Raw genomic sequence first — 19,689 nt, forward strand, 5'->3', positions numbered from 1 at the left:
ATTCTCATCAGTTTCTAATCACTGAACGACGGGGAATAGAAGCTTCTGGTTATCCTTCCAAAACATGTTTTTCTTGTCGATCAGCTTGTTCTGAATTTCGACCCGGGATGGGACTTTATGGCCAAGCGCGGCTTCCATTGCATATTTCATTCCGAGGTACCCCATACTGAAAGGGTTTTGCACGATAAGCTTTTGCAGCTGATTCTCCTGCAGCAGCTCCAGCAGCTCCGGCGAGCTGTCAAAGCCGATAAGCTTAACCCGATTCCCCGCCTGCTCGTTCCTCAGCTCCATGGCAGCGCCAATCGAAGCTTCCGTATTCAAAGCGATAATGCCGTCGAGGTGCCGCTTATGCAGCTCCTCTGCTACCGTCTGGCTGCAAATATCTTGTTCGCCGCTGCATGTCACCTGGTCAACGATACGGATATTCGGGTATCTGGAGGCAGCATCAAGAATACCTTGGGCTCTTAGCCTGCCGTTAATCCCCCCGGCTGCATGGGCGATAATGGCGATATCACCTTGCCTTCCGAGCTGATCCGCCAATTCGCGGAGTGCTTGCCCGCCTGCCTCGTAATTATCCATGCCGATATACGATCTCGTCTTCCCCGAAGTAAGCACGCTGTCGATGGCAATAACCGGTATATGCCGCTCTGCGGCTTCCTTCAGGAATGGCGCGAAAATCTCGTCATCGCTGGCGGCAAGCACGATCGCATCGGGTTTTGTTGCAAGCGCCTGCCTAGCGGCCTGCATCTGCCCGTCGGCGTCCGTTTCATCGTAAGAAGCGGTCGTGTACATCGTAATGCCGAATTCCTTAACCGCCGCCTGGGCGCCAAGCATGACATTTTGCCAATAATCACCTTCGCTTGACCGTAAAATAACTTGAATCGTTATATCCGAAGGTTTCTGTTTCCGTTCCAGAATTCCAGGGTTGAAAGCGGAAATAAGCAGAACGAGGGCTGTCACGGCGAGTAATATACTAGCAATCATCCGTTGTCTCCGGTTCATTCTCCCTGCTCCCTCCCTTCCGCCTGCTTCAGTTCCATAGCCGGGAATCGAACCGTAACAATTGTTCCTTCCTCAAGCTCGCTTTCGAAATGCAGGCCGTAAGCCTGACCGTAAAATAGCCGAATCCGTTCCTGTACGTTCATAACGCCTACTCCCGAGCCCTTGGAGCTGGTCACATGGCCGGCATTGACCTGCTTCAGCCGCTCCTCGCTCATGCCAAGACCGTTATCATTTACTTCAATAACGATATCCTGGCCATCGAGCTTGGCAGACACCCGTATATGGCCTTTGTCTACCGAAGGCTCGATGCCGTGGACAAGAGCGTTCTCGATAAGCGGTTGAACGATTAGTTTCAGAGTGGCGTAACGCAAGACGGCGTCATCGGCCTCAATGGAAAAATCAAATTTGTTCTTAAACCTCATTTGCTGAATAACGAGGTAATTCCGGGCATGCTCTAGCTCATCGGCGATCGCAATGACGCTTTTCCCTTTGCCGAGACTAATCCGGAACAGCTTCGATAAAGAAGTGATCATCGTGGTCACTTCTTCGTTCTTGTTCATCCCTACCATGCGAACAACCGAATTAAGCGTATTGTATAGAAAATGTGGATTAATCTGGGCTTGCAAAGCCTCAAGCTCATAGGTGCGTTTGCTTTCCTGCTCCGTCACGATCTGCCTCATCAGCTTCTTGATCGTGCCGATCATGATGTTAAACCGGTCGGCCAGCTGCCGGACTTCAAGCGGACCTTCGCCAACGGCCGTCTGTTCAAAATTGCCGTGCTCCACATTTTTCATGGACAGCTCAAGCTGCTTGATGGGCTTGGATATGCGCCGCGAGACGATGCTCGAGAGCAGCACAACAATCAGAATTAATGCAAGAAGGAGCTGAAACATGGATCTGTTCAGCTCCGAAATGGAAGTCATGGCTTCATCCTTGTAGGACACGCCTACAACCTTCCAGCCTACGTTGCCGATTGTCTGAACACTGATGATTTTGGTTGCGCTGGAGGTTTTGTCGATAAAGCTGCCATACGTATGTTTGAGCGCGAGCTCAACGTTCTCGTTTTTTAGTCCGGCATAAATAAGCTGCAACTGGGGGTGATAAACAATATTGCCCGCCGATTCATCCAGAATGTAGACATAACCTTTCTCGCCGAGACTAACTCTGTCGGACAGCTCGTCTATCGTGTTGAAATTAACGTCAAGCAGCAGAACGCCTTGGATCGGCTTGCCGTTATGAATCATCGTAATACTCTTGCTAAGCGAAACGACCCATCTGAACTGCTCCTTATACAGATTTTGCACATGCGGCAGCGAGATGGACAAATGGTTGGGCGTATCCAGCGCGCTTTGGAACCAGCTTTCCGCGGTGACGTCCAAAGCGCTCTTCAACGTAACGTCGGGCAGGTCCATGACAAGCTGCCCTTTGTCATCGAACAAAGCAAGGGATACCGTATCCGCGCGGGTAGACAGCATCGTCGCCAGCTGGCGTTGGAGACTCTCCGCGTCCACGTCGCCGCTTTGCGTAATCGTGTGGTACATCATGTTGAACAGATCGGATGTCGCCTGCACGTTATTTTCCAGACTGTAGCTGACCTGGTCGACAATCTGCTGCGAATTGCGGAAGGCGTTCTCCTCCGCCGTAGTGGCAAACCGGCTGTACAGCACCGTGCTTACGACAACGATAATAACGACCGAGAACAGGATGAGGGAGACCGATAAAATGTATTGAATGCTTCTGCTATTCCCGCTTTTCATCTGGACGACTCCGTTAGGCCGCTGCGGTATTCCTTGGCGGATACTCCCGCGTACTTCTTAAAGCAAAGACTGAAATAGTTCGGGTCGGCAAAGCCAACCTTCTCCGCGATCTCGAAGGTTTTCAGCTCCGTCGTTCTTAAATATTCCTTCGCCGCTTCCATGCGCAGTTGCAGCAGGTATGCGCCGTAGGTCATCTTCACTTCCTTCTTGAACAAGCTGCTGAAATAGCCCGTGCTAATATGAAGATGCGCGCAGACAACGTTTATCGAGAGCTCGCGGTCGTTGAAATGGCTTCTCGTGAATTGAATCGCTTCCTCTACGATATGCTTATACGAATGCTGCCTCCGGCTCGCAATTCGGCTTCTTACTTTGCCGCAAAGATCGGTGAACCAGGCTTTGGTTTCATTAAGCGTATTCAGCTTCTGATATTGATCCAAGATGCCCACCGCAAAGATAGGGTCGTTGTCTTTGCCGTCGTCAATCATTTTGGACAGCTTGATAATAGCCGTTACCATCTCGAGCAAATAATGCTCGAAGGTATGCACCGGTACCGGCGCCTGTACGCGCGCGAGATCGTCAAACAGCTCATCGATGACGTCGGCCAGCTCCTGCTCCGTTCCCACCTTGATGGACCTGACCAGGTTCTGTTCTTTCCATTCGTCAAAGATCAGCTTCTCCTGCATGCGCTCTTCCATATCGTCGATGCAAATAATTTGATTAATCCCGAGAATTCTGCGGTAATCAAGCGCCACCTCTGCCGCCTCATACGAATACTTCAGGCTGCGGATATCCCGAGTGAACGTCCCTACTCCAATCATGACGGGGAGCTTCAGAAATCGTTCGATGCTCTGCAAAATTTCCTTCAGCGCATCCTGGGTCGCTTCCATCACTTCATCGTCCCGGCCATCCGGACTAACCGTAAATAGAACAACTTGATCCTGGTGGATAAATACTTTGCCCAGCTTATGCCTTGTCCAAATCTCGCCCGCAATGTTCGCAATGGAGAATAATTTCAGATCAAGGTCTTTTATGGAGGAGACCGCATGAAGAGGATCAAGCTCCTCCTCCGGCTTGTCCGAATGAAGAACAGAGATCACCGATACGACATAACCTTCTCCGTCCAGCTCCAGTCCGTATTTCTCCGCTTTCTCTCGGATGCTTGCTAACGACTGATGGCGGGTGATCAAGGAAGAAAGGAATTTTTCCCGGACAATCGGCAAGGTCATGCGGTAATGCTCCCGCAGAAGCTCGACGTTGTTCCGCATCTCCCTTTCTTCATCCATCCTCTGCTTCACTTGAAGCACCGTTTCCGTCAATTGGCTCCCCGAAAAAGGTTTCAGCAGGTAGTTTTCCACTTGCAAATTAATGGCCTGCTTGGCATATTCGAATTCGTCATGCCCCGTCAAAATAACGACGCGGGTAATCGGATACATTTTTTTCACCCAATCGGCAAGCTCGAGGCCGTTCATATAGGGCATGCTAATATCGGTAATGAGCACATCCGGCTCCATTTTTTCTATAAGCTCTGTCGCTTCTTTCCCGTTCCCGGCGGTTCTAACCTCGGAGAAGCCGCAGCTCTCCCAATCAATCTCCATCATTAGACCTTCCGTTACTTCCGGTTCGTCATCAACGAGCAGCAATTTATACATGATGTCTGTTTCCTCCTTCATCAAACCCGTACTCATTTTGCCACAAATAAAAAGACGATAACATTAAATTTGTCGAAAATTGTAGGCAGTTAGAGCGTAATGACCATAATAAGCCTTATTTGCTCTGTTTTACAAGCATTTACGGCCTATCGCGGCTTCTGCTCTTGTAGCCAAGGTTTATCCGATATGATAAACTCAAAGGTATGACATTACATGGGAGGGACTAGCATGGCGCCTAAGAAAATGAGATCAGACATGATTAAAAAAGGATTTGACCGCGCACCTCACCGCAGTCTTCTGCGGGCAGCAGGCGTAAAAGAAGAAGATTTCGGCAAACCGTTTATCGCGGTTTGTAACTCTTATATCGATATTATTCCAGGTCATGTCCATTTGCAGGAGTTCGGCAAACTGGTTAAAGAAGCAATTCGCGAAGCGGGCGGCGTGCCGTTCGAATTCAACACAATCGGCGTAGACGACGGTATCGCGATGGGTCACATCGGGATGCGTTATTCCCTTGCTAGCCGCGAGATTATTGCGGACTCCATAGAAACAGTAGTTAACGCTCACTGGTTCGACGGTATGGTCTGCATTCCTAACTGCGACAAAATTACGCCCGGCATGATGATGGGTGCCCTTCGCGTGAACATCCCAACCATGCTCGTAAGTGGCGGACCAATGAAAGCCGGCAGAACTTCTGACGGCCGCGCAATCTCCCTGACTAGCGTATTTGAAGGCGTTGGCCAATATATCGCTGGTACGATTGATGAAGTAGGTCTTACCGAACTAGAACAATTTGGTTGTCCGACTTGCGGATCTTGCTCCGGAATGTTCACAGCTAACTCCATGAACTGTCTTGCGGAAGGCCTTGGCCTTGCAATGCCAGGTAACGGTACGATTCTTGCTGTATCGCCTGAGCGTAAAGAGTTCGTTAAAGAATCGGCTCGCCAGTTGATGAAACTGATCGAACTTGGCATTAAACCACGTGACATTGTTACAAAAGAAACTATCGACAACGCATTTGCTCTTGATATGGCTTTGGGCGGTTCAACTAATACCGTTCTACACACGCTTGCAATTGCGCATGAAGCTGGTATCGAATACCCAATCGAACGCATCAATGAAATTGCAGAACGCGTTCCGCATCTTGCGAAAATTGCTCCAGCATCCGATTACCATATCGAAGATGTTCATGTTGCAGGCGGCGTAAGCGCCGTTCTTAATGAGCTGCTTAAAAAAGATGGCGCATTGGATGGCACGCGTTTAACGGTTACTGGTAAAACACTTCGCGAGAATGTTGAAGGCTGTGAAATTCTAGATACGGATGTTCTCCGTACGATCGATAACCCGCATAGCGAACGCGGCGGCTTGGCTGTATTGTTCGGCAACCTGGCTCCGGGCGGCTCGATCGTTAAAGTCGGCGCTATTGACAAATCGGTTGGCGGCTACCATAAAGGTCCTGCAATCTGCTTTGACTCCCAAGACGATGCACTGGCTGGCATCGCCGGCGGCAAAGTGAAAGAAGGTCATGTTGTCGTAATCCGCTACGAAGGTCCTAAAGGAGGTCCTGGCATGCCAGAGATGCTTGCTCCAACTTCGCAAATCGTTGGTATGGGTCTTGGCACTAAAGTCGGCCTGATCACCGACGGTCGTTTCTCCGGCGCATCCCGCGGCATCAGTATCGGCCACGTTTCTCCTGAAGCGGCAGAAGGCGGCCCGATCGCCTTCGTTCAAGACGGCGACATCATTGAGCTTGATATGAACAATCGTGGAATTAACCTGCTGATCAGCGACGAAGAAATGGAAAAACGCCGCGCCGCATGGCCTGGCTTTGAACCAAAAATCAAACGCGGCTACCTGGCTCGCTACTCGCATCTCGTTACGAATGCAAGTACGGGCGGCGTAATGAAGATGTAGTTCGCAGAATTGAGTGTAAAGCAGCTCCTTTTGGGGCTGCTTTTTTTGTGGGAGTTTAGCAGCACTCCGCAGACGTATATCTCTTCCGATCGCTGTTGGTTCCGGATTCCTTCGAATCAACTTGTTGCAAGTTGGAATCCGGTAACCAAAGGCGAACGCTTCGCTTCTCCAGAGATATACGTCTGCTCCGTTGGAGCAAACGACAGCAGCAGAGGCGACGTCGCTGACTCCATTCTGCTCCTTTTTGGGAGGAATGGGATGCACCTGTGCCTGATGACCCGGCACAGGTGATTGTTTGGCTGACAGCTTTTTAAGCTGTCGTGCCTTCAGTCTGGAGAAGCAGCCTAAAGCAAACCTAAACCAATCCTAAACCTAAAACCTAAACCAAACCTAAAAAAACCACCTCAACCACCCAAACATCCCAACACCTACTAAGACCAAAGCTATCCACGTTCCAAGCAACACTTGCACCTGATCTTCTAAGTTAAGCTGATGCACTGCAGTTGCAGATACCGTCCTCCCCAATACTACAAATTAAACTGATATGAGCAGCATCTCCACAACGTTTACATAGAACACATCAACCTACCCGGCTACCTTCTCTCCCATTGCTTAACGATGTGCGGCATCGTTAAGGTGATTCAAATTGGCGGGAATAAGCGGCCTAACAATATTGCATATAGTTAGGAAGGCGGGAAATCGGGGAATTTCGCTGAAACAGCTGATTTCGGGCTGGCTTTACGATGTGCGGCATCGTTAAGGTGATTCAGTATGTTGGGAATGAATAGCTTAACGATATGACATATCGTTAAGCTAGAAGAGGGATAACAAAGCCTGGCAGTCGTTGACTGCCAGGCTTTGTTTAGTTTAGATAACGGATGGATTGCTGTCCATTTCGGAATCATCCGTATTTTCGAGGGAAGGTGCCGACTTTGCCGCCGCTACTTCCTGATGAAGCTTGGCGCCTTTAGCCGTGGAAGCATGCGCTCCGTTTACGGCAAACATCAGAAGCTGATCCAGCGGCATCAACAGCATATGCGGCTTGATGGAATCCCGCTTTGCTTTGCCTCTTGCGTTGCGCTGTTTATTGGTAAGAACGCTGGCAAGGATTTTTAGATATATCCGCGTTGTCCGCGCGAACATGCCGTCCGGCAGCGGCTCCACCTGGAAGCCTAACCGGTCAGCGCCGCGATGGATCATGGTCACGCCATAAATCGAGCGCACCCCCTCTACTTCCGGGTCCTTGGCGAGCGTTCTCGCAAGCTGCGGCAAAGCCTGTTCCATTTCCCGGAGCAGCCGAATTCCCGTCGCTAACGGCGAGCCCGATTGCAAAGCAATCGAAGACAGCATCTTATTGTCAAAATGAAGCTCAACGATTTTGTCGCCGTGCCTCAAGAAGCCGTTATCCGCCAGCTTAACCGGCTCCCCATGGTACTTGATGACACGGTAATGGAATGCCGCATTCTCGCCCCCGACCGTTTTCAACCGGAAAACCACGTGGTACAGCTTCTCGTAGAGCAGCCATGCTCCAACCAACGCATTCTTCATTACAGACCGTTTCGGCGTTTTCTCTGTCAATTTCATCATCTCCGCTATGCCGACAAATCGAAAGCCCCGCTTCGTCGCTACTTCCATATAAGCTTCAAGAGCAAGCAGCATATTCGCCGGTGCCGTTGGATCCGCGCCTGGCGTACGGCCGCAATCATGCAGCAGCAGTACTTCTCCGGGACGCATCTTCTTCATCATTTTCTGCTTGAGATTCTCGGCGCCAAGTTTAACGTTCCAATCCCCGAAAATGGCCGACCACAAGATGATTTGCATCTTATTGCGGTTCATGAAATCAAAGACGTTAACAATCCCCCATGGCGGCCGATAAAAAGCGGAACGAATCCCGACGGCCTCCCGTATTACGTCTGAGGTACGATCGATCTGACTGCGAACCGTCTTTGGCCTCATAAACCAGTTGGTCTTATGAACATAATTATGAATACCGATTATATGTCCTTCCTCATGCATTCTCCGCAGTATTTCCGGATGCTTCTCTGCATGTGAGCCTACTACAAAAAAAGTGGCTTTCGCCTTATAACGGGCAAGCAGATCAAGCAGCTGGGGCGTATATTCAGGATCCGGACCATCATCGAAGGTTAAAGCGATATCGCTTGTGACACGGCCTTTCTTGAATACGCGAAATCCGAAAACACGGCTGATTAGCGCAGGGATAAAGGCATACAAGGACAAGAAGTAAAATGCCCAAAGCAGCAATTGTAACATTTTCTATACCCCACCGTTTATGAAAGTTAAAACACGATACCTTTAATTGTACCATATGAGCATTAATTATAGGCATCGTTTTAAAAATTATAGTACAATCACAACAGGGATTTGATTCCTGTACGAGAGGAGATTATTGTATGCTTCCGTTTTACAAGAAATACTGGCGTACCGCATTCGACATAGCGCTTATTGCCCTAACGGTGTATCTGGTTATGTTCGCCTTCAGCTATCTGTACAAGATCGCGACGCCTATTTTCTTTGCCTTTGTCATTTATCTGTTTATCGAACCGCTGGCCAAGCGGCTGAACAAAATCGGGATCAAAAAATCGATCGCTTCCGGCATATCCGTGCTGGTGTTCTCCCTCATTATTATTGGCCTTTTTTCCGGACTAGCCTATATCATTACAAGCCAAGGCGCCGACTTCATCAAGGTGAAATTGCCGCAGTACCAAGAGCTGTTCAAGGAGCAGGTGCAGGATGATTCCAGCGTGTTCCAGCAAAAGCTTCAAGCTCTGCCTCCTGAATGGGTCGAAAAAATCACCGAGTACATTAACGGAGCAACGGAATATTTGCCGAAGCTGGCCAATATTATTTTCACCGGTCTGATCGGATATATTTCCTCGTTCTCCACCTTTATATTCAACTTCGTTATCGGGATTATTCTGGCCTACTTCCTGAGCATTGAGATTAAAGTATGGAAGATAACCGCCAACAATAAGACGCCCCATACGTTCAAGAAAGCTTTCTTCTTCCTTAGAGAAAATGTATTTAAAGGTATCGGAGCTTATGTGAAGGCTCAGGCAAAAATGATGAGTATTACGTTCCTCGTTATTTTCGCGGCGCTGCTTGTTCTGAGAGTCGAAAATGCATTCGCCATCTCGTTAACGGCTGGGATCTTCGACGTATTGCCGCTTCTTGGCGTTAGTACGCTGTTTATTCCCTGGATCATTTATTTGTTCCTGGTTGGTCAAACGACGCTTGCCGTATGGCTGTCCGTGCTTTTGGTAGCGGTCGTGCTGACGCGTCATATCGTAGAGCCGAAAATTACGGGCGATACGCTGGGCGTATCCGCCTTCACGATGTTGTCCTGCATGATCGTATCGCTGCATTTGTTTGGCGTAGCGGGCGTAATTCTGTCGCCAATCATCATTATTCTGATCAAGGCGCTGTACGAGCAAGGCTTCTTCCACCGCTGGATCCGCACGCCGCAGGGCGAATATGACGTCAATCCGTTCCCGGCTGCCGCCGAGGAGGAAATCGACGGCAAGCAGCCTTCAACGGGAGTATAAAGCGAGAATGTCCATGACGCCGCGAAAAAGCTCCGTTGCCTGATTGCTGCTATCAGGCGGACGATTCTCCGCCAGCACCGCAACCGCATAACGGGGCTTTTGGGCCGGACCGTATCCCGTGAACCATTGGTTCACGCGGGGCGCTCCGGCCCTTATGATTTCGGCGGTGCCGGATTTGCCGGCTACCGCCCACAGTCCTTGGCGGATCGACCGGCCTGTTCCATGGTCGACAACCGCCTCCATGCCGTGAAGCAGCTTGCGCGCGGTGGCCGGACGAATTCGGCCATCCGCCGCAGGAGCGCTCTTCGCGGGGATAGTCACCATCCGCTGGCCGTTGGCATAGCGGATTTCCCGGACAAGGCGCGGCTCCATCACGCGCCCGCGGCCCAGCAGCGTGACGACCAAATTCGCCGCCTGCAGCGGCGTCATCAATACATCGCGCTGCCCAATGGCGGATTGCGCCATTACGCCGCCATCCGTATTGACGCCGGCCACAGCCGGGAATAGCCGCCCGGCTTCCTCTTCCTGTAGCAGCCGGAGGGGATGACGGAACGGCCCAAAGGCCCGTTCCGAATGCCACCCGGCCTGCTTCCCAATTCCCAAAGCGGTTGCCGTACGCTGCAGCTGCTGCGCGCTTAACCGTTCAGCGATTGTCGCGAATACGATATTGCAGGACTGCGCGAGTCCCTCCTGCAGCGTAAGCGTGCCATGCCCGCCCTCTTTCCAGCAGGACAAGCCGTATTTGCCGTATTCCCCGTTGCAGGTAAACCGCTCCTTCTCGTTTGTCACTCCAGCTTCCAGAGCGGCAGCTTCGGTTACCAGCTTAAAGATGGAGCCGGGCACGGCCGCCTGAATCGCATGATTGGCCCACTCCTTCTCGTTATCCAGCTGCAGCGGCTCCATCTGCGGCCTGGATATCATCGCCACAATATCTCCGTTTTCCGCGTCCAGAACAACAACCGCCCCTTCCTTAAGCGGTTTGGCATCGATATAGGCCTCAAGCCTGTTCTGCAGCTCAAGATCAAGCGTGGTCTGAACCTGTAGCGGATAATACGGATTTCCGGGCCCCGTAACGCGGTAATTAAGCCCCAGCAACGGCCCCTTGTTGCCGTCCGTAAAATAAGAGACCGATGTAGCGCCAGCGCCATGCAGCAAATCATCCAAAGACTTTTCAAGACCCGAACCGCCTATCAGCTCGTTGATTTTCCGTTTGCCCGATTCAAGCTCCTTCGCATACGCCAGCTCTAGATGCTCCGGATGCTGGCTGATATACCCAAGCGCCTGCTTGGCGGCAAATGCCGATAAATAACGGTTCCGGTATGGCAGAGCTCTTACTCCGTTCAAATGAAGCAAAGCCAGCTTCTGCAGCTGTTTGTCCGATAAGCGATAAGGAAGCTTGTCCTTCCCCTTATGCCAGAAGGACGGCTCCCGCAGCTCCTGCCACCAGCTTACCAGCTGTCCTTCCGTTACATTCAGCATCGCGGCAAGCTGCCGCACATTCTGATGCCACTTTTTCTCCGTTTCGGCATCTTCAAACCTCATATTCACGGGAAATAAGGCAATCGTATAATACGTCTCGCCGGTGATTGGCTTATTATATCGGTCTACGAAATCTCCCCGGCCTGAATCCAATATAAGATTCCGTTCCCGCTGCATAACCGACATCCGCTTCCAGCTTGTCCGGCTCATGGCAGCAGCGGCATTCTTATGCCCGAAACCGGGAGTCAGCTGCAGCCAAGCAAGCCTCGCAATAAACCCGGACAAAATAAATACGAATAATAACCCGATTACAGCAATACGTCTTCTCATGTAAGGCGCCTCCAGTCATTAGACATTATCACCTTACCGGAGCACAAAAAAACCGTCCAAAAGGATCTTTGATCCAATTGGACGGCTTACGATTAATCGATTTTGAAACGGGACAACGAATCCTTGAGACCGCGGGATACGGCATCTAGCTTCTCGGACAGGTTAACCAGCCCGTTGCTAATGCTAAGCTGCTCCGTGCTAAGCGACGCGACTTCTTCGGAAGTCGCCGAGGACTGCTGCGCAACGGCACTTACATTCCCCATCGCTTCCGTTAACACCGCTTGCGATTGATCCAGCATGGTGACCGAATTCGTTACCGAATCCAGCTTCTGCACGAATTGTCCCATCTGGTTCTGTACCGTGAGGAAGAGCTGGTTCGCTTCTTTAACTGAACCAATCTGCTCTTGGAACAACGGATACGCATCGGACAAAACCGTAACCGTCTCTTCGATCTGCGTCATGATCGTCTCCGTAATCTGGCCTACGACATCGATCGATTGACGGGATTGATCCGCCAACTTGCGAATCTCGTCGGCTACGACCATAAAGCCTTTGCCAGCCGCTCCGGCGCGCGCCGCTTCGATGGTCGCGTTCAGCGACAGAATGTTCGTCTGCTTCGTCAGATTGTTTAATACATCCAAAATTTTTACGATCGAACCGGTGCTCAGCTTGAGGCTATCTACCTTCTCTACCATGGAACGAGTCATTTCTTCCGTCATGCCCGTCTTCTGAATAAGAAGCCCCATGTACGCCGTACCTTGCTGGCTTGCTTTCTCCACTTCGCCGGCGGATTCTACCATATGGCCGGTTGCTTCCATAACCGATTTCATTTGATGATTGATATTGCCTGTCAGATCGCTGCCTCTTTCCGCCTCAACAGCAAGGCTGGATGCGCCGCTTGCGATTTCTTCCGTCGCAACGGAAATCTCTCTTGCCGAAATCGCCGTCTTCTTCGACACATCGGTCAGCTCGCCAGCCGTAGACAAAACATCGTCAGCCGACTGGGTTGTTTGCTTCGCAAGCGCCGTAATCTGTGTCATCATTTTGTTGAAGCTGTCGCCAAGCTGACCGATCTCATCCTGGCGTTTCTTCATATTCGAACGAACCGTCAAATTGCCGCGTTCGCCTTCATTCATCAGATTGCGCATCGCCATTAGCGGCATTGCAATGGTCCGGATAACAAGCATGCCAATGGCAATTGCGATAAACATCGCAACCAATGCAATCAGCCAGGTCATTTTGTTAATAACGCCTGCGTCTTTCACCAGTTCGTTAACCGGGATTGTTCCGACCAGTCTCCAGCCTGTTGTATCCAGCGTCTTGAATACGGACAGAACCTCTTCCCCGTCAGTGGATTTTTCTTTCAGCGATCCTTCCTCATCAATATTCAGTTTAACGACGTTGCCTTTGCCGATAAGACTGTTATCCGGAGATGAGATGTACTTATTATCGCTGTCCACTAGGTAAATGCTGCTGCCTTTGCCAAGCGATACGTCTTCATATTGGCCGCGGATATCCTCGAGGTTAAGCTCGATCAGTAGGATATACGAGGCCGCATTCGTTGTCGTGTTGTTCATCTGCCTGCTGAGACCAATCGACGGCAGCTTGTCCGATGTGCCAAAGCCCGTTGGCTGCGTTTCAATCCAGTTCACGCCGCCTTTAGAGGTTTTCGTCTTCTCGAACCAATCCGATTTCATCAGATCGGGAGCAACGGCCACGGAGGCCGTTCCGTACGTAATAACCGGTAGTTTATCGTCCAGCGGCAGCAAATAGGCACCGATAATGGCCTTGTTGGCCATCACCGCGTTTTGCAGACGGTCTCCCAAATTCTTCTCCGCCTCAAACAAATCAAAGGCTTCCGTGCTCTCCTCCAGGGTAGAAACAAGCTTATGGAATTCTTTATCGATCATGATCTGCATCGACAGATCCTCGTATGTCTTCAGAATAATATCCAGGTTCGCCGAAGCCTGTACAATGGTCTCGAAGCTTGCGCTTGAAACTTTGTCCTCAACGATACCTTTCGCTTTCGAATAGGCCATTTGACCCACAACCAATACGCACGCGATAATGCTGACGAAAATAATCAGGAATAGCTTTGTACCTACCGACTTTAACGGGTTGGAGAAAATGGATGTGAAAGTCTGCGTTACTTGCTTCGTTGTTTGTGCGGTAACCGCCTGCGCTTTTGATTGCGCTTTCATATTTTGCGGCTTCTCTTTAACTTTTTTAGGTTTGTCCGTTTTCTTCATGCAAGACACCGCCTCTTTATCGTTATGTAATTTGTCTGCTGGATCGGTCTAGTTCTATTACCCTATATTGGTATGTACAGTCCTATTATTTTATATCGGTCGGAAAATGTCAATTGATTAGTAGATTTGAACAACTATTTTTTCCCAATAAAAAACAAGGAAGGACAAATGTCCTTCCTCGTCGAGATTTTCCACCCTATTTCGCAGCCGTTTGATTGCTCGTTTCGATATTTTTCAGATGCTCTTTATACGTTTTGGCATAGAGATGCGTCTGCGAGCCGTCCTTTTTGGTGACGTAATAGAAGTAGTCGTTTTTCTCCGGATACAAAGCCGCTTTAATCGAAGAGAGACTTGGGCTTGCAATCGGACCCGGCGGCAGTCCGTCGATCTTGTACGTATTATAAGGACTGTCGATCTGCAGATCCTTCTCGTATAACCGTTCCTTTGGCTTATCCAGCAAATACTGAACGGTCGCATCGATCTGGAGAGGCATTCCTTTCGCCAGACGGTTATAGATGACGCCGGCCACAACCGGCCGCTCCTCATCGACAACAACCTCTCTCTCGATCAAGGAAGCAATCGTGAGCAGCTGATGAAGCGTCAGCTTGCGCTCGGCAAGGACATCCGTCCAGCCCTCGGGCAAGGTGTTCAGCTTCGTGTCCAGCTCCGCCATCATTCGCTTGAGAATATCCTCTTCCGTACTCCCCTTCTTCAGCTCATAAGTCTCCGGGAACAAATACCCTTCCAGCCGGTGATGAAGCTTGTCGTCGGCAGGTATCGATTTTACGGACTCCGCGCCTTCCCAGCCCGGGGCGGAATCCGCAAGCGCCAGAAATTTAGCCTTGTCGATCAGCTTTTCTTCCGACAGTTTGTCGGCAATCTGAAGCAAAGTGAAGCCCTCCGGAATCGTGAACCGGATCATGGCCTCTGCTACCGTATCCCCGCTGTTCAGCTTTGCGATGATCTCGTCATTCTCCATGCCCGGGCTTAGATCATAAACGCCGGCCTGGAAATGCGAGCCTTCATTCTTGGCCTTCAAGTAATATTTGAACAAAAAAGAATTCTTGATAATGCCATGCTTTTCCAACGTATCGGATACCGCGAACGCCGAAGCTCCCTTTGCGATTTCAATCCGGACGGGTTCGCCCGAAGCTGTCGGCTTTAACCCGTTCCAAACATACAAAAAGACACTCCCCGCTCCAATAATAAGGAGTGCCAGAAGTGATAAAACGACCCATAAGGCAATACGGCCTGCCGAGGGTCCTGATCTTGAATGCTGCTGTCTCGATTGCACCAACCGCGTTCCTCCTAAAAAGAATTATCACACAAACTATATTTCATCAGATTCATCCATTTTCCGACAATAATTTCCTTCGAAAGCCTGAGAAAAAGAGCGGTGGGAGCCGCTCTTCTCAACTTGCGTATGCAATTAAGGCATTTCGTCGTTTGCGAACAGAAGATCATCGTAAGCTTCCGCCGCAAGTTCCCACTCATCATCGTCCTCAATCGTTTCAAGCTGGGGTTCGCCGTTATCGGTCAGGATGACGCGGAACAGCTCAACCTCCTGCTCTTTCTTCATGTCAGGCGACTGCAGAGCGGCATAGACGTACGGGCCAAGCAGGAACTCCGCTTTGATCTCGAACTTGTCGAGACTTCCATGCTCGGAGACCAGCTCGATTACATTCCCGAACACTTCCCGAAGCCGCTCTTGCGGAACCGGAATAATGCGCTCGTCATCTGCCATTAATTTTCCTCCATCTCGCCGAGAAGGGTGTTGAAGGTTTCTTCAACCATATTCCACTCTTCTTCGTCTTCGATCGTATACAGCTTCAGGTCGTCGCCTTCTTCTTCGTAACGGAAAGCGTATACTTCATCTTCCTCGTCATTTTCGCTTGCAAGCGGAACAACCATCATATATTTCGAATCAGAGCCATCCACTTCAAACTTCATGATGACTTCGAATTCTTCTTCGTTGCCGTCTTCATCCGGAATATAAATAATTTCCGGTTCTTCGAACTGCAGGTCATCCTTTGTCATCGCAACCCTCACCTTTTCGTTTTAGAATCGAGATAATTTTGCAAAATAAGCGTTGCCGCCATTTTGTCTATTACTAGCTTTCGCTTCTTCCGGCTAACATCCGCCTCAAGCAAAGTCCGCTCGGCGGATACCGTTGTCAGCCGTTCATCCCAAAGGTGAACAGGCAAGTTTAGTGTTTGCTGAAGCTGCTCTGCGAATGCCATACTTATCTCGCCGCGGGGGCCAATCGTATTGTTCATATTTTTCGGCAGTCCCACAACGATTTCCGTTACTTCATGCTCTTTCACCAGCTCGGCAATCCGATCCATTTCGCCGCCGTCCCTGCGCCTGTGAACGGTTTCCAGTCCCTGCGCAGTCCAGCCGAACGCGTCGCTGACCGCAACTCCGATGTTGCGGTCACCGTAATCCAAACCCATTGTCCTCATATCCGGCTCCCAATTCTTATTTCTTGTTGTTCAGATAAAACCGGACAAGCTCTTCAATGAGTTCATCACGTTCTTTCTTGCGAATTAAGCTTCTGGCGTTGTTATGCCGTGGAATGTAGGCGGGATCTCCGGACAGCAAATACCCAACAATCTGATTGATCGGATTGTACTCTTTCTCCAGAAGCGCCTCATGCACCGTAAGCAAAATGTCTTGTGAGGAAGATTCGCCTTCCGCCTTCACATTAAACTTCATCGTGTTGTCCATGGAATTCATCGCCAGCACCTCGCTTTCCAACCGCATTTATTAACTAGTTTATTACATTTACACTGCTATCATATCACATTTGATTGGTTAAGAACCAGTTCTTCGGCAAGTTTCAAAGCTTCGTCCAGCTTCGAAGCGTCTTTGCCGCCGGCTTGTGCCATATCCGGACGTCCGCCGCCGCTGCCGCCGCAATGCGCAGCCGCTTCTTTGACGATCTTGCCGGCATGGAAGCCTTTCTTCACCAGGTCGGCGGATACGGCTGCAACCAGGCTTACTTTGTCCTCTTGCACGGCGCCGAGGATAATAACGGCCGAAGGCAGCTTCGCTTTCAGTTCGTCCGCAATGCCGCGGAGAGCATCCATGGTTGGCGCGCTGACTTTCGCGCTCAATACGGTTACGTCGCCAACCGTCTTCGCGCTTTGCTCAAGGGAGCCTGCTTCGATGCGGCTCAGCTTCGCCTGCAGCGATTCATTCTCGCGGCCCAGCTCTTTCACTTGCGCGAACAGAGCTTCAATCCGTTTTGGAACATCGTTGTTGTTTGCTTTAAGAAGCGCCGAAGCCTGCTTCAAGAGATCAAGCTGACCTTCCATATAGCCGTAAGCATGGCGGCCGGTTACCGCTTCGATGCGGCGTACGCCGGAGCCGATGCCGCTCTCGCTTACCAGCTTGAACATACCGATCTGGGACGTATTCGCTACGTGGCAGCCGCCGCACAGCTCGATGCTGTAAGTGCCGACTTGCACGACGCGCACAATGTCGCCGTACTTCTCGCCGAACAAGGCCATAGCGCCCATTGCTTTTGCTTCCGCAATCGGCTTGCTCTCGATAACAACGGGAGTTCCAATCCAGATTTGCTCGTTGACCTTGCGCTCGATTTCAGTCAGTTCTTCAGGCGTGATGCTGCCGAAATGGGAGAAGTCGAAACGCAGACGGTCTGCTTGCACCAGCGAGCCTGCCTGATTAACATGGTCGCCAAGCACTTCTTTCAATGCCTTGTGCAGCAAGTGAGTTGCCGTATGGTTCTTGATGACATCCTCGCGTACCGAACGGATTACGACCGCTTCCACGGTCTCTCCCTTACGAACGGTTCCGGAAGCAACCACGGCATGATGCACGCTTTGGCCATGCGGCGCCTTCGTGACGTCTTCAACCTGCAGCGTAAATCCGTTGCCTACGATCGTGCCTTTGTCGCCGATTTGACCGCCGCTTTCCGCATAGAACGGAGTGCGGTCGAGCAGCACAAGCACGCGGCTGCCTTCGCCTACGAGGTCTACCAGCGAATCTTCATGGACGATAGCTGTGATTTGAGCTTCTGTTACCAGTTCATTATAGCCAACAAATTCACTTTTAACCGTAAAGTCGGCCAGCGGACCGCCCTGCACGTTCATGCCGCCCGTATCCTGGCGGGCTGCACGTGCGCGTTCGCGCTGTGCTTCCATCGCGGAGTCAAAGCCTTCGCGGTCAACGGTCATGCCGTTCTCGGAAGCAAAGTCCTCCGTCAGGTCGAACGGGAAGCCGTACGTATCGTACAGGCGGAATGCGTCCTCGCCGCCGATCTCCGTTGTGCCCGCTTTGCGCGCCGCCGCAACCAGATCGGACAGCATTACCAGACCTTCGGACAACGTTTCGTGGAAACGTTCCTCCTCCGTACGGATAACGCGCTCGATAAACTCGCGTTTGTCGACAACCTCCGGATAGTAGACGCCCATAATCTCGCCAACAACCGAAGTCAGTTCATAGAGGAACGGACGGTCGATGCCGATTGTTTTTCCGTAACGCACCGCACGGCGGAGCAAACGGCGGATGATATAGCCGCGGCCTTCATTGGAAGGCATAACGCCGTCGCCCACCGCAAAGGCAACCGTACGGATATGGTCGGCGATTACTTTCAGCGCAACGTCATGGTCATCATTCACATGGTATTTCACGCCCGCGATTTCGCAAGTACGTTCAATGATCGGAATGAACAGATCCGTATCGAAGTTGGAGTCCACATCCTGCAAGATGGAAGCGAAACGCTCGAGACCCGCGCCCGTATCGATGTTTTTGTTCGGAAGCGGCGTGTAGCTGCCGTCTTTGTTATGGTTGAACTGGGAGAATACAAGGTTCCACACTTCGAGGAAGCGCTCGTTCTCGCCGCCAGGCCAGCATTCCGGATCGTTCAGGTCGCCGTATTTGTCGCCGCGGTCATAGAAGATTTCGGTACAAGGTCCGCATGGGCCTTCGCCGATATCCCAGAAGTTCTCGTCCAGCTTGTAGATGCGCTCAGCCGGAAGGCCGATTTTCTCGTTCCAGTACTTGTACGCTTCTTCGTCTTCCGGATAGACCGTAACGGAGAGGCGGTCGGGATCGAAGCCGATCCATTCTTTGCTCGTCAGGAACTCCCAAGCCCAAGTGATGACTTCTTCCTTGAAGTAGTCCCCGATGGAGAAGTTGCCCAGCATCTCGAAGAACGTATGGTGGCGGCGGGTTTTGCCGACATTCTCGATATCGTTCGTACGAATGCATTTTTGCGAATTCGTGATGCGCGGATTGTCGGGAATGACGCGTCCGTCAAAATAAGGCTTGAGCGGAGCCATGCCCGCATTGATCCAGAGCAGCGACGGATCGTTGTGGGGCACAAGCGATGCGCTTGGCTCGATATGGTGTCTTTTGCTTTCGAAGAAGGAAAGCCATTTTGAACGAATTTCACTTGCTTTCATTGTTTTACGCCTCCGTTTAACATTGAGCTGTACGCACTATGAGAAATTTCGAGCCTTTGGCCACTGTTGTTTTTGAATTTCTTGAACGATATGTACAAGGTTGAAATTCAAAAACAAAGGCGGGCGCTACCGCTCCAAAAGCTTCAAATTTTCTCTCCGTGCAGAAAGCTCTGATTTTTTAAAAAGTGTCTAAAACATGTTTTGAAACATAAAAAAGTCCCTGTCATAAGACAGGGACGAATTTAATATCGCGGTACCACCCTGGTTATTGCCCGAATGCACGCTTGACGCCGCATTCAAAAGCAATCTCCTCGTAT

At 50.7% G+C, this 19,689-nt stretch carries 14 protein-coding genes; 2 read left to right on the forward strand and 12 right to left on the reverse strand.

All coding sequences use genetic code 11. From position 1 onward, the window contains the following. Positions 1–18: 18 nt before the first annotated feature. From CFI03_RS11035 to CFI03_RS11045, 3 genes are read right to left on the reverse strand one after another with little or no spacing between them, the layout of a single operon-like run. Complete coding sequence (locus CFI03_RS11035) at positions 19–1,002, reverse strand: substrate-binding domain-containing protein (protein WP_248757448.1); 984 nt, start codon at positions 1,000–1,002, stop codon at positions 19–21. Further along, positions 999–2,759, reverse strand: a complete 1,761-nt coding sequence (locus tag CFI03_RS11040) for a cache domain-containing sensor histidine kinase (RefSeq protein WP_248757449.1) — start codon at positions 2,757–2,759, stop codon at positions 999–1,001. Before CFI03_RS11040 ends, CFI03_RS11035 begins: the two co-directional genes overlap by 4 nt. Then, on the reverse strand, positions 2,756–4,408 hold the full coding sequence (locus tag CFI03_RS11045) for a response regulator (protein WP_248757450.1): 1,653 nt from the start codon (positions 4,406–4,408) through the stop codon (positions 2,756–2,758). Before CFI03_RS11045 ends, CFI03_RS11040 begins: the two co-directional genes overlap by 4 nt. Positions 4,409–4,651: 243 nt before the next feature. Here CFI03_RS11045 and ilvD point away from each other — a divergent pair, with 243 nt between their 5' ends. Continuing rightward, positions 4,652–6,322 (forward strand): dihydroxy-acid dehydratase, encoded by a 1,671-nt coding sequence (gene ilvD / locus CFI03_RS11050; protein WP_442956010.1) that lies wholly within the window; start codon positions 4,652–4,654, stop codon positions 6,320–6,322. An 867-nt stretch (positions 6,323–7,189) separates the two neighbouring features. Here the strand turns inward: ilvD and CFI03_RS11055 are convergent. After that, positions 7,190–8,593 (reverse strand): polysaccharide deacetylase family protein, encoded by a 1,404-nt coding sequence (locus tag CFI03_RS11055; RefSeq protein ID WP_248757452.1) that lies wholly within the window; start codon positions 8,591–8,593, stop codon positions 7,190–7,192. Between the two features lie 140 nt (positions 8,594–8,733). Between CFI03_RS11055 and CFI03_RS11060 the strand changes: the two genes are divergently transcribed. After that, positions 8,734–9,885, forward strand: coding sequence for an AI-2E family transporter (locus CFI03_RS11060; RefSeq protein ID WP_248757453.1), 1,152 nt, complete (start codon positions 8,734–8,736; stop codon positions 9,883–9,885). Here CFI03_RS11060 and CFI03_RS11065 read toward each other — a convergent pair. From CFI03_RS11065 to alaS, 8 genes are all read right to left on the reverse strand, one after another. Beyond that, a complete protein-coding gene (locus CFI03_RS11065; protein WP_248757454.1) occupies positions 9,871–11,694 on the reverse strand; it encodes a peptidoglycan D,D-transpeptidase FtsI family protein in 1,824 nt (607 codons plus the stop codon). The two genes, CFI03_RS11060 and CFI03_RS11065, sit on opposite strands and share 15 nt — an antisense overlap. Before the next feature lie 92 nt (positions 11,695–11,786). Further along, positions 11,787–13,943, reverse strand: a complete 2,157-nt coding sequence (locus CFI03_RS11070; protein ID WP_244935565.1) for a methyl-accepting chemotaxis protein — start codon at positions 13,941–13,943, stop codon at positions 11,787–11,789. Positions 13,944–14,139: 196 nt separating this feature from the next. Beyond that, positions 14,140–15,237: an endolytic transglycosylase MltG gene (gene mltG / locus CFI03_RS11075; protein ID WP_248757481.1), complete on the reverse strand. Its 1,098-nt coding sequence runs from the start codon at positions 15,235–15,237 to the stop codon at positions 14,140–14,142. Between the two features lie 135 nt (positions 15,238–15,372). Continuing rightward, positions 15,373–15,687 carry a DUF1292 domain-containing protein gene (locus CFI03_RS11080; protein WP_127494459.1) on the reverse strand — a complete coding sequence of 105 codons (315 nt, stop codon included), beginning with the start codon at positions 15,685–15,687 and terminating at the stop codon, positions 15,373–15,375. Beyond that, positions 15,687–15,980 carry a DUF1292 domain-containing protein gene (locus tag CFI03_RS11085; protein WP_015845905.1) on the reverse strand — a complete coding sequence of 98 codons (294 nt, stop codon included), beginning with the start codon at positions 15,978–15,980 and terminating at the stop codon, positions 15,687–15,689. Before CFI03_RS11085 ends, CFI03_RS11080 begins: the two co-directional genes overlap by 1 nt. 8 nt (positions 15,981–15,988) lie before the next feature. Beyond that, entirely contained in the window at positions 15,989–16,405 is a 417-nt protein-coding gene (gene ruvX / locus CFI03_RS11090) for a Holliday junction resolvase RuvX (RefSeq protein ID WP_127494461.1), read from the reverse strand. Between the two features lie 16 nt (positions 16,406–16,421). Continuing rightward, a complete protein-coding gene (locus CFI03_RS11095) occupies positions 16,422–16,679 on the reverse strand; it encodes an IreB family regulatory phosphoprotein (protein ID WP_015845907.1) in 258 nt (85 codons plus the stop codon). 59 nt (positions 16,680–16,738) lie between these two features. Beyond that, entirely contained in the window at positions 16,739–19,372 is a 2,634-nt protein-coding gene (alaS, locus tag CFI03_RS11100; protein ID WP_248757455.1) for an alanine--tRNA ligase, read from the reverse strand. Positions 19,373–19,689 lie beyond the last annotated feature (317 nt).

It is taken from the genome of Paenibacillus sp. ATY16 (assembly GCF_003399985.2).
In the GTDB taxonomy this organism is placed as follows: Bacteria; Bacillota; Bacilli; order Paenibacillales; family Paenibacillaceae; genus Pristimantibacillus; species Pristimantibacillus glycanilyticus.

Bases quoted from the DNA above. Each gene is read 5' to 3' on its own strand.
- CFI03_RS11035 (WP_248757448.1), bottom strand. From the start codon at position 1,002: ATGAACCGGAGACAACGGATGATTGCTAGTATATTACTCGCCGTGACA.
- CFI03_RS11040 (WP_248757449.1), bottom strand. From the start codon at position 2,759: ATGAAAAGCGGGAATAGCAGAAGCATTCAATACATTTTATCGGTCTCC.
- CFI03_RS11045 (WP_248757450.1), bottom strand. From the start codon at position 4,408: ATGTATAAATTGCTGCTCGTTGATGACGAACCGGAAGTAACGGAAGGT.
- ilvD (WP_442956010.1), top strand. From the start codon at position 4,652: ATGAGATCAGACATGATTAAAAAAGGATTTGACCGCGCACCTCACCGC.
- CFI03_RS11055 (WP_248757452.1), bottom strand. From the start codon at position 8,593: ATGTTACAATTGCTGCTTTGGGCATTTTACTTCTTGTCCTTGTATGCC.
- CFI03_RS11060 (WP_248757453.1), top strand. From the start codon at position 8,734: ATGCTTCCGTTTTACAAGAAATACTGGCGTACCGCATTCGACATAGCG.
- CFI03_RS11065 (WP_248757454.1), bottom strand. From the start codon at position 11,694: ATGAGAAGACGTATTGCTGTAATCGGGTTATTATTCGTATTTATTTTG.
- CFI03_RS11070 (WP_244935565.1), bottom strand. From the start codon at position 13,943: ATGAAGAAAACGGACAAACCTAAAAAAGTTAAAGAGAAGCCGCAAAAT.
- CFI03_RS11080 (WP_127494459.1), bottom strand. From the start codon at position 15,687: ATGGCAGATGACGAGCGCATTATTCCGGTTCCGCAAGAGCGGCTTCGG.
- CFI03_RS11085 (WP_015845905.1), bottom strand. From the start codon at position 15,980: ATGACAAAGGATGACCTGCAGTTCGAAGAACCGGAAATTATTTATATT.
- ruvX (WP_127494461.1), bottom strand. From the start codon at position 16,405: ATGAGGACAATGGGTTTGGATTACGGTGACCGCAACATCGGAGTTGCG.
- CFI03_RS11095 (WP_015845907.1), bottom strand. From the start codon at position 16,679: ATGAATTCCATGGACAACACGATGAAGTTTAATGTGAAGGCGGAAGGC.
- alaS (WP_248757455.1), bottom strand. From the start codon at position 19,372: ATGAAAGCAAGTGAAATTCGTTCAAAATGGCTTTCCTTCTTCGAAAGC.